At 67.2% G+C, this 13,277-nt stretch carries 10 protein-coding genes and 1 pseudogene; all 11 read right to left on the minus strand.

Going from position 1 to position 13,277, the window contains the following annotated elements; genetic code table 11:
* Window positions 1-29: 29 nt before the first annotated feature.
* A complete protein-coding gene (locus tag AC5LXX_RS35105) occupies window positions 30-1,100 on the minus strand; it encodes a glycosyltransferase family 4 protein (protein WP_493413769.1) in 1,071 nt (356 codons plus the stop codon).
* Between the two features lie 3 nt (window positions 1,101-1,103).
* Window positions 1,104-1,940: a glycosyltransferase family 2 protein gene (locus AC5LXX_RS35110; protein WP_493413770.1), complete on the minus strand. Its 837-nt coding sequence runs from the start codon at window positions 1,938-1,940 to the stop codon at window positions 1,104-1,106.
* Window positions 1,937-3,163 (minus strand): hypothetical protein, encoded by a 1,227-nt coding sequence (locus AC5LXX_RS35115; RefSeq protein ID WP_493413771.1) that lies wholly within the window; start codon window positions 3,161-3,163, stop codon window positions 1,937-1,939. The genes AC5LXX_RS35110 and AC5LXX_RS35115 overlap by 4 nt, the downstream gene beginning before the upstream one ends.
* Window positions 3,160-4,689, minus strand: a complete 1,530-nt coding sequence (locus tag AC5LXX_RS35120; protein ID WP_493413772.1) for an oligosaccharide flippase family protein — start codon at window positions 4,687-4,689, stop codon at window positions 3,160-3,162. Before AC5LXX_RS35120 ends, AC5LXX_RS35115 begins: the two co-directional genes overlap by 4 nt.
* A complete protein-coding gene (locus AC5LXX_RS35125; RefSeq protein WP_493413773.1) occupies window positions 4,673-6,904 on the minus strand; it encodes a polysaccharide biosynthesis tyrosine autokinase in 2,232 nt (743 codons plus the stop codon). Before AC5LXX_RS35125 ends, AC5LXX_RS35120 begins: the two co-directional genes overlap by 17 nt.
* 32 nt (window positions 6,905-6,936) lie before the next feature.
* On the minus strand, window positions 6,937-8,097 hold the full coding sequence (locus AC5LXX_RS35130; protein ID WP_493413774.1) for a polysaccharide biosynthesis/export family protein: 1,161 nt from the start codon (window positions 8,095-8,097) through the stop codon (window positions 6,937-6,939).
* A gap of 87 nt (window positions 8,098-8,184) precedes the next feature.
* On the minus strand, window positions 8,185-8,589 hold the full coding sequence (locus AC5LXX_RS35135) for a hypothetical protein (protein ID WP_493413775.1): 405 nt from the start codon (window positions 8,587-8,589) through the stop codon (window positions 8,185-8,187).
* On the minus strand, window positions 8,589-9,041 hold the full coding sequence (locus AC5LXX_RS35140; protein ID WP_493413776.1) for an arsenate reductase/protein-tyrosine-phosphatase family protein: 453 nt from the start codon (window positions 9,039-9,041) through the stop codon (window positions 8,589-8,591). The genes AC5LXX_RS35135 and AC5LXX_RS35140 overlap by 1 nt, the downstream gene beginning before the upstream one ends.
* Window positions 9,042-9,049: 8 nt before the next feature.
* A complete protein-coding gene (locus AC5LXX_RS35145; RefSeq protein WP_493413777.1) occupies window positions 9,050-10,420 on the minus strand; it encodes an undecaprenyl-phosphate glucose phosphotransferase in 1,371 nt (456 codons plus the stop codon).
* A gap of 41 nt (window positions 10,421-10,461) precedes the next feature.
* Window positions 10,462-10,626 (minus strand): annotated as a pseudogene (gene cpsB, locus AC5LXX_RS35150) (mannose-1-phosphate guanylyltransferase/mannose-6-phosphate isomerase); the annotation flags it as partial.
* Between the two features lie 1,232 nt (window positions 10,627-11,858).
* Window positions 11,859-13,274 (minus strand): Re/Si-specific NAD(P)(+) transhydrogenase subunit beta, encoded by a 1,416-nt coding sequence (gene pntB, locus AC5LXX_RS35155; protein ID WP_124455707.1) that lies wholly within the window; start codon window positions 13,272-13,274, stop codon window positions 11,859-11,861.
* Window positions 13,275-13,277 lie beyond the last annotated feature (3 nt).

A 13,277-nucleotide genomic window follows, 5' to 3' on the forward strand; every position in this document is an offset into this window, starting at 1 on the left:
TTGCCCGGCTCTGTGGGTTGATGCGCGCGTCACGCCGACGCGCCGACCTGCTCGACGAGCTGCCAGAACCGGCTCGCCGATGTGTCCCAGTCGAACCGGCGAATCTGCTCACGGCCCCGCGCGACGAGCGCGTCCCGCGATGCGGCCTCGGTGCCGAGCCGGCGCATCGCGACCGCGATGTCGACGACCGACAGCGGATTGACGAGCATCGCGGCGGCCCCCGCCACTTCCGGCATCGCCGACACGATCGACGTCAGCACGGGTACGTCGGACGCCATCGCTTCGAGGATCGGCAAGCCAAACCCTTCGTACTGCGACACGAACGCGACGAACAGCGCACCGCGGTACAGCTTCGGCATCGCGTCGTTCGACAATACGCCCGCGAACACGAGACCTTCGGCGCAGCGGTGCTGCGCGGCATGCGCAAGCAGCGCCGGGTCCGGCTCGCCGGTCAGCATCAGGCGCACGCCGAGCGGCAACAGCCCGCTCGCGCCGAACGCCTCGATCAGCCGGTGCAGGTTCTTGTAGTTGCGCCGGTTGCCCGGATACAGCACGTACGGAAACGGATAGCCGAGCGTGTCGCGGTTGCGCCGGTATGCATCGTCGGTTCCGTTGTGGATCACGTGAACGCGCTCCGGCGGCATGCCCGACCAGCGCAGGAACTCGTCGCGCGTGAACTCCGACACGCAGACGATCGCCGTGCAGCGCCGGTACAGCGGCCGGAGGACGGTGTCGTAGTAGAAGCGGTGCGCGCGCGTGTAGAAGTGGCGATGCGTGAGGTCGTGCACGACGACGACTGACGGAAAGTCGGGCAACGTGGCCGGTACGAACCCGGGATTCCAGAACACCGCATGGCGGGCCGGCAGCCGTCGCAGCGCCCGGCTCAACGCGAGCGGCGACAGCGGGTGCGCGACCGCTCCGCCGACCGTCAGCGGAGCGATGCGCACGCTCGACGGCGCACGCTGGGCGTAGGCCGCCATCACGTTGTAGATGCCGGTGCCGACCGGCCAGCGCGTGTCGGTGTAGACCGTGAGGGGTGCGCGCCCGGTGCGACCGGCTCGTGCGTCGATGTCCGTCGACGGGGAGAGGATCGAGCTCATCGTTCAGTCCATCCAGCCAAGCAGCCGATGCGACGCGGCGATCCAGTAGTACTTCGCCCGCCGCGGATTGCGGCGCGCGCACGACAGCACGCAGCCGGCCACCGGCCGCGCGATCATGTAAAGGACGTACGCGAGCGGATAGCGATTGATGCGTAGCACATGCCCGAACCCGCGGTTGTAGCGTCGGCCGCGCGCATACGCCTGCTCGTCGAGCACGGCAAGCGGCTCGGGATGATGGACGCGCAGGTGCGGGTCGTAGTCGATCCGGCAGCCGGCCCGCAACGCGCGGACCAGGAAGTCCACCTCTTCCCCCGCGCCCCAGCGCGAGGTCGCGCCGACGCCCAGGTCGACGTCGAACTGCCCAGCCGCAGTCACGGCGGTCCGGCGCAGGAAGATCGTGTACGACGTCGCGCACACCCACACGCTGAAACGGTTCACGGTCTGCGCCGACGTCGCCCACCGCCCTTGCGACGGCCGGCCCGCGGCGTCCACGCTCATCCCCGTCACGCCGTCGATCATGCGGTCGGCCGACAGGCGCGCCGCGACCGCATGGAGCGTCCCCGGCCTATACCAGCAGTCGTCGTCGGGAAAGCCGACCACGTCGCCCGTCACGGCCTTCAGCCCGACGTTCGTCGCGCGCGACTTGCCCTTCTGCGATCGCAGGTGGACGATCGTCAACCGGTCGCGATAGCGGTCGACGATCCGCTCGACGCGGTCGTCCGGATTCTGGTCGACGACGATGACTTCGAGGTCGGCATAGGCTTGCAGCAGCAGCGAATCGAACATGCGCTCGATCTCGTCGCTGCGGCCGAGCGTCGCCATGATGAGCGAGAATTTCATCGAATAGGCCCGGACGGGAAAAGGGATCGGGGCCGCGGGACGCGCGGCGCGGTGCGGGCTTTCCGGCGTGCCGCCCGCGGAACGAAGGCGAACGACGCGAGAAAGCCGATGAACAGGTACGACGTTTCGCTCTGGTGCATCGGGTTGATCAGCGACCAGGCGGAAATCGGCGCCAGCACGACCATCGCGCGCCGGCCCTGGCCGAGGCCGCCGAAGAACACTGCCCACGCAAGCAGTCCGATCGGGCCGGCGACCAGCATCAGGTCCAGCGGCGCGCAGAAGACGGCGCTCGTGCCCTCGCCGAGCCCGCGGACGGCGACGGCCGAATGCGAGAAGTAGTGTTCGACGAAGCCGAAGCCATGGCCGATCCAGTCGCGGCCGACCAGCTTGATCGACTCCGTGAAGGCCAGCCCGCGCTCCTGCTGCAGGCGGACCTGCAACTGGTCGCCGGTCAGTTCGCGCATGAACATGTACAGATAGAACCCGGCCCCGGCGGCCATCGTCAGCACTTTCGCGAAGAAGTAGCCGCGCACCTGGAACAGGATCACGATCGCGCATGCGATCAGCACCGTCTTCGATTCGCTCAGCAGCGTCACGACCAGTGCGAGCGCCACGAACTTCACGACGTCGGGAATGCGGCGCGGCGACTGCAGGAAACACGCGTAGGCGGCCAGGAAAAAGAACGCGGCAAACCAGTTCCGCTCCTTGAACGAGCCGTGAATCGCGTTCTGCATGAAATCGACTTTCTCGTACAGCACCGGGACGTCGAAGTACTGCAGCGCGTACTGAAACGCCAGGAATCCCGCGATCGCGACATAGCCGAACGGCAGCGGCCGCCGGCGCGCCCGAGCGCCGTAGTAGCGGCCGATCAGGTAGAACGCCGGCATCACGAACACGAATTTCACGATCTGCTCGGCCGCCTTGAAGTGCGGATAGCCGGACAGGAACGTCGTCGAGAGCGCGGCGCCGACGAACAGCACGAAGGTCCAGATTTCCCACGCGCTACCGGGGATCCGGCGCCGCACCAGCAGCACCGGCAGCACGAGCACCGCGAACAGCTGGCCGAGCTGCGCGCCGCCGATCTTCAGGAACTGGATCGCGTTCAGCAGCAGCAGCACGAGCAGCACGGCGTCCGCGAGATCGAAGCGCGCGTGCGGCACGGGCACCGCCGCGCCCGGCGACGACGCGTGGTGCCGCGGCACCTGGCGGACGAGGCCGTTCATGCCGCTTTCCTCGCATCGCGCAACGCGATCAGCATCGACACGGTTTGCCGTGCGGCCTGACGGCGCAGCATCCAGGTCGCACCGGCATACGCGACGACGAAGCCGGCGATCAGCAACGGCAACCGGACCATGACGGGCACGCCGCCGAGGTGCGCGCCGAGCCGCGAGACGAGCAGCGCGCAGCCGAGCGCGATCAGATAAGGCGGCACGAGCCGGCCCAGCAGGCGGCCGGGATCGACCGACAGCTCGACGACGACGGCGCCGAAGCTGAGCGGCGTGATGAGCAGCACCGCCCCGACGTACAGCCACGCCAGCCCGGCGACGTCGTGCGACGGCAGGCACAGCATCGCGCCCAGCACCAGCACGAGCTTGACGATCGTCAGCCACATCGTGACGTTGGGGCGGCCGCGCGCCGACAGGAAGGCGCCGTTGACGAACTGGACCGTCTGGACCGCGCCGAGCGCCATCAGCGGCGTCATGATCGCAGCGCTGCCGGCCCAGCGCGCGCCGAACAGCACGAAGGTGATGTCGCGGCTCAGCACGGCCATCAGCACGAACAGCGGCGCCGCGGCCATCGCGGCCAGCCCCGTGACGTCGAGGTAGGTGGCCGCCATTTTCCCGGCGTCGTGCGCGACGCGCGACAACACCGCGAGCGCGACGTCGGTCGCGGCGCGGCACAGCAGTTCCAGCGCGGTCTGGTAGAGCCGCGCGCCGATCGCATAGATGCCCAGCCCGGCCGCGCCGTACAGCGCGACGACGATCAGGTCCACGGTGCGCGTCGCCCACCAGTCGATCAGCCGCGACGCGACGACGTGGCCGCCGAAGCGCGCGATGGGCCAGAAGGTCGACGCGTTGCGGCGGCCGCGCGGATGCCAGACCGGTCTGCGCCAGAGCCAGAGCGCGGACATCGTCATGAAGGTCGCCGCCTGCGCGATCAGGCTCCACGCGCCGGCGCCCGCAACCGCCAGCGCGACCGCCACGGCGCCGGCGACGCTCACCGCCACGAGCTGGCGCATCGCCAGCGTGCGGAAATCCAGCCGCCGCTTGTACAGCCCTTCCTGGAACGAACTTGCCGAACCGACCGGGACGAACATGCAGGCCACCCGCAGGTACGGCGCGAGACCCGGTACGCCCAGCCAGGTCTCGACGTGCCCGGCCAGCGCGAACAGCACGGCCGCGAGCACGACGGCCATGGCGATCGAGAACACGAACGGCCACTCGAGATCGTCGTCGTCGAGCATCGCGCGCTGCACCACCGCGTCGCCCAGACCGCCTTCGGCGATCATCAGGACCAGCGACAGCGACAGCGTGACGGCCGCCGCGAGCCCGACGTCGGCCGGACCGAGCCAGCGCGCGACCAGCAGATACGTGACGAGCGTGACGAGCTTGCCGCCCCACGCCTGCACCAGCGCCCACGCCAGGCTGCGGACGGTGCGCGCACCGAGCCGCTCGCCGCCGGACGACGCGTGGTCGTTCGCGGTGCGCAGCGCGAGGTCGCGCATCGCCGGCTCAGTGCTCGGTTTCATACGCGTATTTCCCTTCGCCATACGCGCCGTAGACGGCCTGGCGCCGCGGCACGTCGTTCAGCACGACGCCGCTGATCGCGATGCCCGCGTTGCGCAGGCGACGCTCCGCCTCGCGGATCTCCGGCATGGAACTGCGGCCATGCCGCACGCACAGCAGCGTCGTCGCGCCGTGGCGGCCGATGGTCGCTGCATCGTGCAGCGCGAGGATCGGCGCCGTATCGACGATGACGATGTCGTAGAGCCGCGCCGCCGTGTCGAGCAGTACCTTGAAGCGGCCGTCGTTGAACAGCTCCGACGTGCGCGCCACCGCACCGCGCGCCAGCACGTCGACGCCGGCGATCGCCGAGCGCTGGACGCCGCGCTCGAGCGCACCGCTCGCGATCGCGTCCGGCAGGCCCGGCGCCGGCTGCAACCCGAAGTGACGGTGCGCCTGGCCGCGGCGGATATCCGCATCGATCAGCAGCACGCGCTTGCCGCCCGATGCGAACAGCGATGCCAGGTTCGCGCAGAGGAACGATTTGCCCGCATTGGGCTGCGGGCTCGTGACCATGATCACGTGGTGCCCCGACTCGGACATCGTGAACTGCAGCGTCGTGCGCAGGCTGCGAATCGCGTCGACGGTCACGTCCTCGGGAATTTCCGACGCGAGCACATGCGCGCCCTGCATCGTCCGTTGCTGGCTTCGCACCAGACGCCGCTGCTCGCGGCTATGCGGGACCACCGCGTAGACCGGCACGCCCAGCGCCTGCTCGAGGTGCTCGGAATGCTCGACACGCCCCCACACCGCCCGCTGCGCGAACGGCGCGGCCACGCCCAGGGCGATCCCGAGACACAGCGACAGCGCAACCAGCAGCAGGCGCTTGGGCTTGACCGGCTTCACCGGCAGGACCGGCTCGTCGACCGCACGCACGTTGCCGATCTCGCTTTGCCTGGCGATCTTGAGCTGCTGTGCGGTATTCAGCAGGTTGGTGTACAGCTCGGTGTTGACGCGCACGTCGCGCAGCACCGCCAGCCCTTCCCGCTCCGTACTCGGCAACCTTGCTTCGCGCGCCTTCAGTTCCTGAGCCTTGCCCGCCAGTTCCGCCAGGTTGGCGTCGAGGGCCAGCACGGCCGGATGGCCGTCGGCGAATCGCGCGATCAGGTCGACGCGCTTTTGCTTGAGTTCGAACGTGCGCGTCTCGATGTCCACTTCCTGGCCGAGCAGCAGCTTGCCCTGCTCGTCGAGATCGACCGTGCGCGTCCGCGAACGAAACTCCGCGTACCGCTCCTCGGCATCCTTCAGCGTCTTCTCGACCGTCGGCATGCTGGCCTCGAGCGATTTCAGCGTCGCGGCGGCCTCTTCGCTCCGGTAATCCCGGTTCTGCGCGACATAGCCGTCGACCACGGCCTTCAGGATCTCCCGGATGCGCACCTTGTCGTCGCCCTCGAGCGTGACGGACAGGATGCCGGATTGCTTGGCCTTTTCCTCGACGGTCAGGTCGTCCTGCAGCTGCGACACCGCCTCGAGCTGCGGGATGCGCTTGAGCCGCAGCACCGTGCCCGGGCGCGCATCGAGATCGGCGACCAGCAGCGTCAACGGCTGCCCCTTGAACTCCCCGTGCGCCGGCACACCGGCCGCGCCCTTCAGCACGACGTCGTCGTCCTCGTTTCGGAGCACGTAGCGACCGCCGCCTTCGGCGGTCACGGTGAACCAGATCCCGTCCAGCACGTCGATGCCGTCGTGACTCTTCTTGCCGGCCGTCTCGAACGTGACGACGTTGAACCGCTCGCCGCCCCACGCAAACCGCGACAATCCCCACAGCGGCGGCGCCACGCCGTCGTCGCGGTAGCGACGTGCGACCCAGCGGCCGATCAGCGGAAAATAGCGCGGCTCGGCGATCACGTTGAGATGCTGCTTCGACACGACCTGGTCGATCACCATGCGCGCGCGCACGAGCTCGAGTTCGGCGGCGGTCGTGCTGCCGTTGTCGAGCAACGCCGCGATGTCGTGCAACGGCGAATTGCCGGCCGCCGTCGACTCGTTGACCTGGATCGTCGCGTCGACACGGTAGATCGGCGTCGCGAACACCACGTACAGCAGCCCCAGCAGGAACACGCCGGCCGCGATGCCCAGCACCAGCCGCCACCGCGCCAGCACGATGTCGACGTAGGACGAAAGGGGCGCCTCGTCGTACAACGCCGCGTCGTACAGCCGTGCTTCGGAAAGGTCGGTCATGGCAAATCCAGTGTCTCTCGGGTTCCGGCGGGTCATTTCGCGACCAGCGCGCCGGTCATGCCGGCATTGATGGCGGGCAGCAGCAGCGACAGCACGCGGCTGAGCCGGACGAGGCCGTTGCCGTCGACATAGACGACGTCCTTCGGCGCCAGCCTGAAGTCGTTCGCGAGCACCATCGCAACCGGCGACTTCGCGTCGAGGTGGAACACGTCGGGCGTGCGCGAGCCGCGACCGCGAATCACGTAGACCTGCGCGGTGTCCGCGGTGCCGCTGTTGAAGCTGCCGGCCTGCTGCAACGCATCGCCGAGCGTCAGCGAGCCGTCGCGAAGCGGCAGCGCGAGCGTCGGCTTCGTGACCTCGCCCATCACGAACGCACCGCTGTCTTCACGCGACTGCACGCGCAGCACGTCCCGGTTGCGCAACAGGATGCGGGCCGGGTCGATCCGTCGCGCGACGAGCTGGGACAGGTTCAGCACGTAATGCTCGTCGCCGCGCATCAGCTCGATGCGGCTTCGGTCGGCCGTCGGTTGAAGGCCGCCCGCGCGATCGAGCGCCTCGATCAGCGTCATCGGCACGTCGTTGATCGGCTGACCGCCCGGATTGCGCACCTCGCCCTCGACATAGACCTGCTGGCTGCGGTACGACGTCACCCGCACGGTGACCTGCGGGTCGCGGAACGTCTTCGTCAGCGCGACGCGGAATGCATCGCGGACCTCGGTCGTCGTCCGCCCCGCGACCGCGATCGTGCCGACATACGGAAACTGCACGCTGCCGGTTTCATCGACGACGAAGCCGCCGACGGGGTCGCTCGGCCGTTGCGTCGACGACGACTGGCTCGTCGGTGCCGCGGCAGACAGTTCGGGGTGGTCCCACACGGTGATCTGCAGCACGTCGCCGGCGCCGATCCGATAGGCGCCCTTCGCGTGCTCACGCAGCAGCGTGTCGACATTCGCGGCCGCATCGCTGTCGTCGCGCATCGCGTTCAGCAGGTCGACGTCGATTTCCCGGATCGGCACATCGAGCGACTGCGCCGGCTCGCCGTTGCGCGCGCTGGTCACCGGCAACACCTGCGAACCGGTCATTCGCATGCCGGGCGCGACGGCGCATCCCGTCAGGAACATGGACAGCACGAGCGCTGCCAATGCGTGGCCCCGTCTGCTGCGTGTCGATACCACGTCGAATGATTTACCCATTGCTGCCTGCCTCATATGTCGCGCTGTCGTCCATGCCGTTCGTGGCGCGTTGCTCACGGCTTTTTTCATTGCGTGCGGTCCGGTCGGTCACCATGGCGAGCGCGACCAGGGCGGCGCGATACCCGGCCAGTCGTCCGCCGTGCCGTCGGTCCCGCCGTGCGCCCGGATCGGGACGCGTGCCGCACGGCGCGTGCGATGCGCGCTCGGCATGCCCGGCGCGTCGATCGACAACGCACGCATCTGCCGCTCGATCGGCAGCGGCGCATAGTTGCCGGCCGACGGCACGGCGACGCCGGATGCGGCCGCCGGCTTCGCGATCGAACCGCGCCAGGGATTCGACGTTTTCGATGCGGGATCCGCGAGGCCGGCGATCCACCGCGGCGGATTCGGCGCGGCGTTCATCGCGGGGCGCGCCGCCGGCGCGCTACCGTGCGCCGCCGACGCACACGCGAAGCCGACGAACAGCACGAAGTGACGGGCGAGGTGTCGCATCAGCCGCCTCCGCGTGCGATGGCCGCCGGAATCCGCGCGATCCAGTGCGCGACCGCGCGCTCGATATGACGCGCCACCGCGTCGAAGACGTCCGTCGACTTGCCGACGGGATCCGCGATGTCGCGTTTCGTCGCATGGTCGAGCTGGAAAACGCGGCCGCGCGCGAACGGATAGCGGCGCTCGATCTCGCGGCATTGCACGAGCGTCATCGCGAGAATCAGCTGCGATGCGCGCACGTGGCCGAGATGCACCGGCTGCGCGATATGGGACGTGATGTCGAAGCCGCGCTCGCGCATGACGTCGATCGCGGCCTGTGCGGCCGGCCGCCCGGCCAGCGCGATCAGCCCGGCGCAGCGCACCTGCACGGACGGCAGTGCGCGCGCCAGCATCGCGCTCGCCATCGGGCTGCGGCATGCATTGCCGTCGCAGACGACCAGAATGCGTTCGATCATGGCGGGGCTCAGTAGGCGTTCGGATGAACGAAGCCCTTCAGCACCGTGGCGGCGACAATCTTCATGTCGAACCCGAAGGACCAGTTGCGCAGGTAATAGAGGTCGTGCTGCACGCGGCCGACCATCTTGTCGAGGTGATCCGTTTCGCCTCGATAGCCGTTGACCTGCGCCCATCCGGTGATGCCGGGCTTGATCCGGTAACGATGGATGTAACCTTCGACGAGCGGCCGGTACAGATCGTCGTGCTCGATCGCGTGCGGTCTCGGCCCGACGACCGACATGTCGCCGCGCAGCACGTTGAAGAACTGCGGCAGTTCGTCGAGGCTCGTGCGGCGCAGAAACGCACCGATGCGCGTGATGCGTGTGTCGCCGCGCGTGGCCTGGCGCACGATGCCTGCCTGTTCGGCGTGCACGCGCATCGTGCGGAACTTGTAGATCCGGAACACCCGGCCATCGGCGCCTTTCCGGGTCTGCGTAAACAGCACCGGGCCCGGCGACGACAACTTGACCGCCAGCGCGATCGCGCCGAGCAGCGGCGCCAGCGCGACGAGTGCCGCGGCCGCGAACACGCGGTCGAACAGTGCCTTCTGCATCAATGCGCGGTGCGACATCGGCGACGCCACCAGGTTGATCGCCGGCATGCCGACGAGATCCATCATCGTGCCGCCGAGCAGCGCGATGCTGCACATGTCCGGCATGAAGCGGATGTTGATCAGATCGTCGCCGAACGTCTTCAGTACCTTGCGGATCGTCCGTTCCTCCGAGATCGGCAACGCGAGCCAGATCTCCGTCGCGGCTTCGGCTCGCACGGCCGCGGCGAACGCGGCGAAATCCGCGATCGCCGGGATGATGCCGTTGGACCGTCCCGCGGGATCGTGGAGCACCACGGGGCGGAACCCGCTGGCAGGGGACAGCGCGAGCGTTTCGATCACCCGCACCGCATGCGCGCCGTTGCCGACGATCGCCACCTTGCGAAGATTCAGGCCCGCATGCCGGACCCGCGCGAGCATCGTGTATGCGACCAGGCGGATGACGATGAATCCGCATGCCGCGATCGCCGTCCAGTAGACGAACCACAGCCGCGACACGTGATCGACGCGATGCATCGCGAACAGCAGCACGAGGTTGCACGCCTGTACGGCGACCCATGCGGCACTGATGCGGCTGATCATCGCGATCCACGACCGTCCGCGCCACGACTGGTACACCTGGCATGCCGGGAAGACGGCAAGCGTCAGCATCACGACGAACGGGACGACCATCGCGTCCGGCCGGCCGAGCGTATCGTCATCGAACCGCACATAAGACGCGACGGCCGCCGCCAGCACTACGACGAGTGCATCGAGCAAACGAGCAACAATCGACTGAACTCCGAACATGACTCTTCTCCAGGCGGCGCGCGACGGCGCCGCATTTGCCGTCAAACGCGCCCGTATGCGCCGTCGAAGCGCGCGATGTCGTCTTCGCCGAGATGGCTGCCGGTCTGCACTTCGATGATTTCCGGCGACAACCGCCCCGGGTTTTCAAGCCGGTGCCCGACGCCGTTGTCGACAAGCTCGATCGCGCTCAATTTCATGTACTCCTCAACATCCGGTTTTTCAGCGCGCGACGCCCCCATCGCACCGCCCGGCCATGCCCGCGCTGACGCCGGACACGCTCCACCCTCGGTATCCCGATGCATCGACAACATTCATCCAGGACGCCAATCGTCCATCGATGAATCAATCAATAAATTCGTATTCCTACATGAAATCGAACGCACCTTTATCGGATGAACAGTTCGATTCCCGCCAGGAATCCAGACGACGAACGGACTGCGAGTTGCTTAGGCGTACGCCTCCGCACCGATGCGCTGACGCCGCGATGGCGTATCGGCACGGTTCGGCATGACAAAGGAGAGGCCGCGCCCGAGCCATCCCGAATGGATGGGCGCACGAACGCGATTGATCAAGTGAAGGCCCGGAATCGACCGCTTCGCCCCCGCGTCGCGTCCGGATATCGGAATGTGGATGTGATTCATGATTGGTCTAGCGTTATGGTATTAACTACTTCGGCACGTACCATTTAACGCACGAACCATGCCATCAAGTCCCGCATTTTTGCTGCAACGCGGAAAAACCTTGTTAAACCAATGACCTATGTACGGAAACGGAAAAGTATGAATAAATCGGAATAATCGAGTGCAACGTTTGCGCAACTGAAACATTCGCACCCGTTACGTAACGGCACGTCGTAACGCGCGTCGGATGGGAACATGTTCCGGAACGCCCCGATCGTTGCCATTGCGGAATGGTTACGTCCGAAAAACGCGAACTGAATGGATCGTCAAGCGCCTTTGCGCGTTGCCGGTATTTACCTTCGCAATATCGGCACGCCGACGGATTCACGACACTTTTCGGCACTTAGGGAAATCCGGTAAATACCGGCGGCCAGCAGGCCTAAATCCACCCCAAAAAAACTGTCAATCGATTTAAATACCGGCAAGGTGCGCTGGAAATGGCGGACGCCCTGCTGGCCAGCGGCCCTCGTCACGACGGCATGACGAAATCGATCGGCGATCTCGCGTCGTTACGCACGCGACTCGGAATGGAACGTGGGAGAGTGGCGGCAGATCATGACATGCCGCGCTTGTGCCGGCCTGCGCAGGCAGGTATCTCGAGCGTGTCTCGGGCGTCGTGCCGCGCAGGGCGGCCGGACATCTGGCGATCGCAGGGGCGCGTGCGCATGGTCTCGCCCCCGCGGTGCCTGTGTTGCTGGCGACAGCCGGATGTTGCCGGCCGTCACCTGATCCATCATCGACTCGAGTCCAAACCCGCATCAGGCCTTCAGCATGCCGAACACCTCGTTCAGCATCGACTTCGCGTCGCCGAACAACATGCGGTTGTTGTCCTTGTAGAACAGCGGATTGTCGACGCCCGCATAACCCGAAGCCATGCTGCGCTTCATCACGATCGACGTCTTCGCCTTCCACACCTCCAGCACCGGCATGCCGGCGATCGGGCTCGTCGGGTCGTCCTGCGCCGCCGGGTTCACGATGTCGTTCGCGCCGATCACCATCGACACGTCGGCTTCGGGGAAGTCGTCGTTGATCTCGTCCATTTCGAGCACGATGTCGTACGGCACCTTCGCTTCGGCCAGCAGCACGTTCATGTGCCCCGGCATGCGGCCCGCGACCGGGTGAATCGCGAAGCGCACGTCGACGCCCTTCTCGCGCAGCAGCTTCGTCAGCTCGAACACCGTGTGCTGGGCCTGTGCAACGGCCATCCCATAGCCGGGTACGATGATCACGCGCTTCGCCTCGCGCAGCAGCTCGGCCGTTTCCGCGGCGCTCACCGCGACCGCCTCGCCAGCCGGTTGCGCCGCGCCGCCGCCGGCTGCCGCCGGTGCGCCCGCGCCGCTGCCGAAACCACCGGCGATCACGCTGATGAAGTTGCGGTTCATCGCGCGGCACATGATGTACGACAGGATCGCACCCGACGAGCCGACCAGCGCGCCGATCACGATCAGCAGGTCGTTGCCGAGCATGAAGCCGGTGGCCGCTGCCGCCCACCCCGAGTAGCTGTTGAGCATCGACACCACGACCGGCATGTCCGCGCCGCCGATCGCCATCACCATGTGCACGCCGAACAGCAGCGAGATCACCGTCATCACGACGAGCGGCAGCATGCCGTCCTGGATCGTTTCCGCATGCAGGAACGCGCGGCCGTAGTAGATCACGATCAGCAGCGCGGCGAGGTTCATCCAGTGCCGCGCCGGCAGCAGCAGCGGCTTGCCGCCGATCTTGCCCGACAGCTTGCCGAACGCGATGATCGAACCCGCGAAGGTGACGGCACCGATCAGGATGCCGACGTAGATCTCCACTTCGTGGATCGCCTTCTCGGCTCCGGTGAATTGCAGCGACGTGTCGATGTAGCTTGCGAAGCCGACGAGGCAGGCCGCGAGACCGACCAGGCTGTGCATCAGCGCGACCAGTTCCGGCATCTGCGTCATCTGCACCTTCTTCGCGGCGTACAGGCCGACGGCGCCGCCGACGACCAGCGCGGCGACCACGTACGGAATGCCCGCGGCCGACACGCGCGGACCGGCCACGGTGGCCAGCACGGCGATCAGCATGCCGATCATCCCGAGCAGGTTGCCGCGACGCGCGGTTTCAGGGTTGGCCAGCCCGCCGAGGCTGAGGATGAACAGGATCGCGGCGCCGATATAGGAGACGGTAGTCAGGTTTGCAGTCATTGT

Source organism: Burkholderia torrens (assembly GCF_984668525.1).

What these genes read in the sequence shown, in the direction of transcription:
- AC5LXX_RS35105 (WP_493413769.1), bottom strand. Translation starts at nt 1,100, where the DNA reads ATGAGCTCGATCCTCTCCCCGTCGACGGACATCGACGCACGAGCCGGT.
- AC5LXX_RS35110 (WP_493413770.1), bottom strand. Translation starts at nt 1,940, where the DNA reads ATGAAATTCTCGCTCATCATGGCGACGCTCGGCCGCAGCGACGAGATC.
- AC5LXX_RS35115 (WP_493413771.1), bottom strand. Translation starts at nt 3,163, where the DNA reads ATGAACGGCCTCGTCCGCCAGGTGCCGCGGCACCACGCGTCGTCGCCG.
- AC5LXX_RS35120 (WP_493413772.1), bottom strand. Translation starts at nt 4,689, where the DNA reads ATGAAACCGAGCACTGAGCCGGCGATGCGCGACCTCGCGCTGCGCACC.
- AC5LXX_RS35125 (WP_493413773.1), bottom strand. Translation starts at nt 6,904, where the DNA reads ATGACCGACCTTTCCGAAGCACGGCTGTACGACGCGGCGTTGTACGAC.
- AC5LXX_RS35130 (WP_493413774.1), bottom strand. Translation starts at nt 8,097, where the DNA reads ATGGGTAAATCATTCGACGTGGTATCGACACGCAGCAGACGGGGCCAC.
- AC5LXX_RS35135 (WP_493413775.1), bottom strand. Translation starts at nt 8,589, where the DNA reads ATGCGACACCTCGCCCGTCACTTCGTGCTGTTCGTCGGCTTCGCGTGT.
- AC5LXX_RS35140 (WP_493413776.1), bottom strand. Translation starts at nt 9,041, where the DNA reads ATGATCGAACGCATTCTGGTCGTCTGCGACGGCAATGCATGCCGCAGC.
- AC5LXX_RS35145 (WP_493413777.1), bottom strand. Translation starts at nt 10,420, where the DNA reads ATGTTCGGAGTTCAGTCGATTGTTGCTCGTTTGCTCGATGCACTCGTC.
- pntB (WP_124455707.1), bottom strand. Translation starts at nt 13,274, where the DNA reads ATGACTGCAAACCTGACTACCGTCTCCTATATCGGCGCCGCGATCCTG.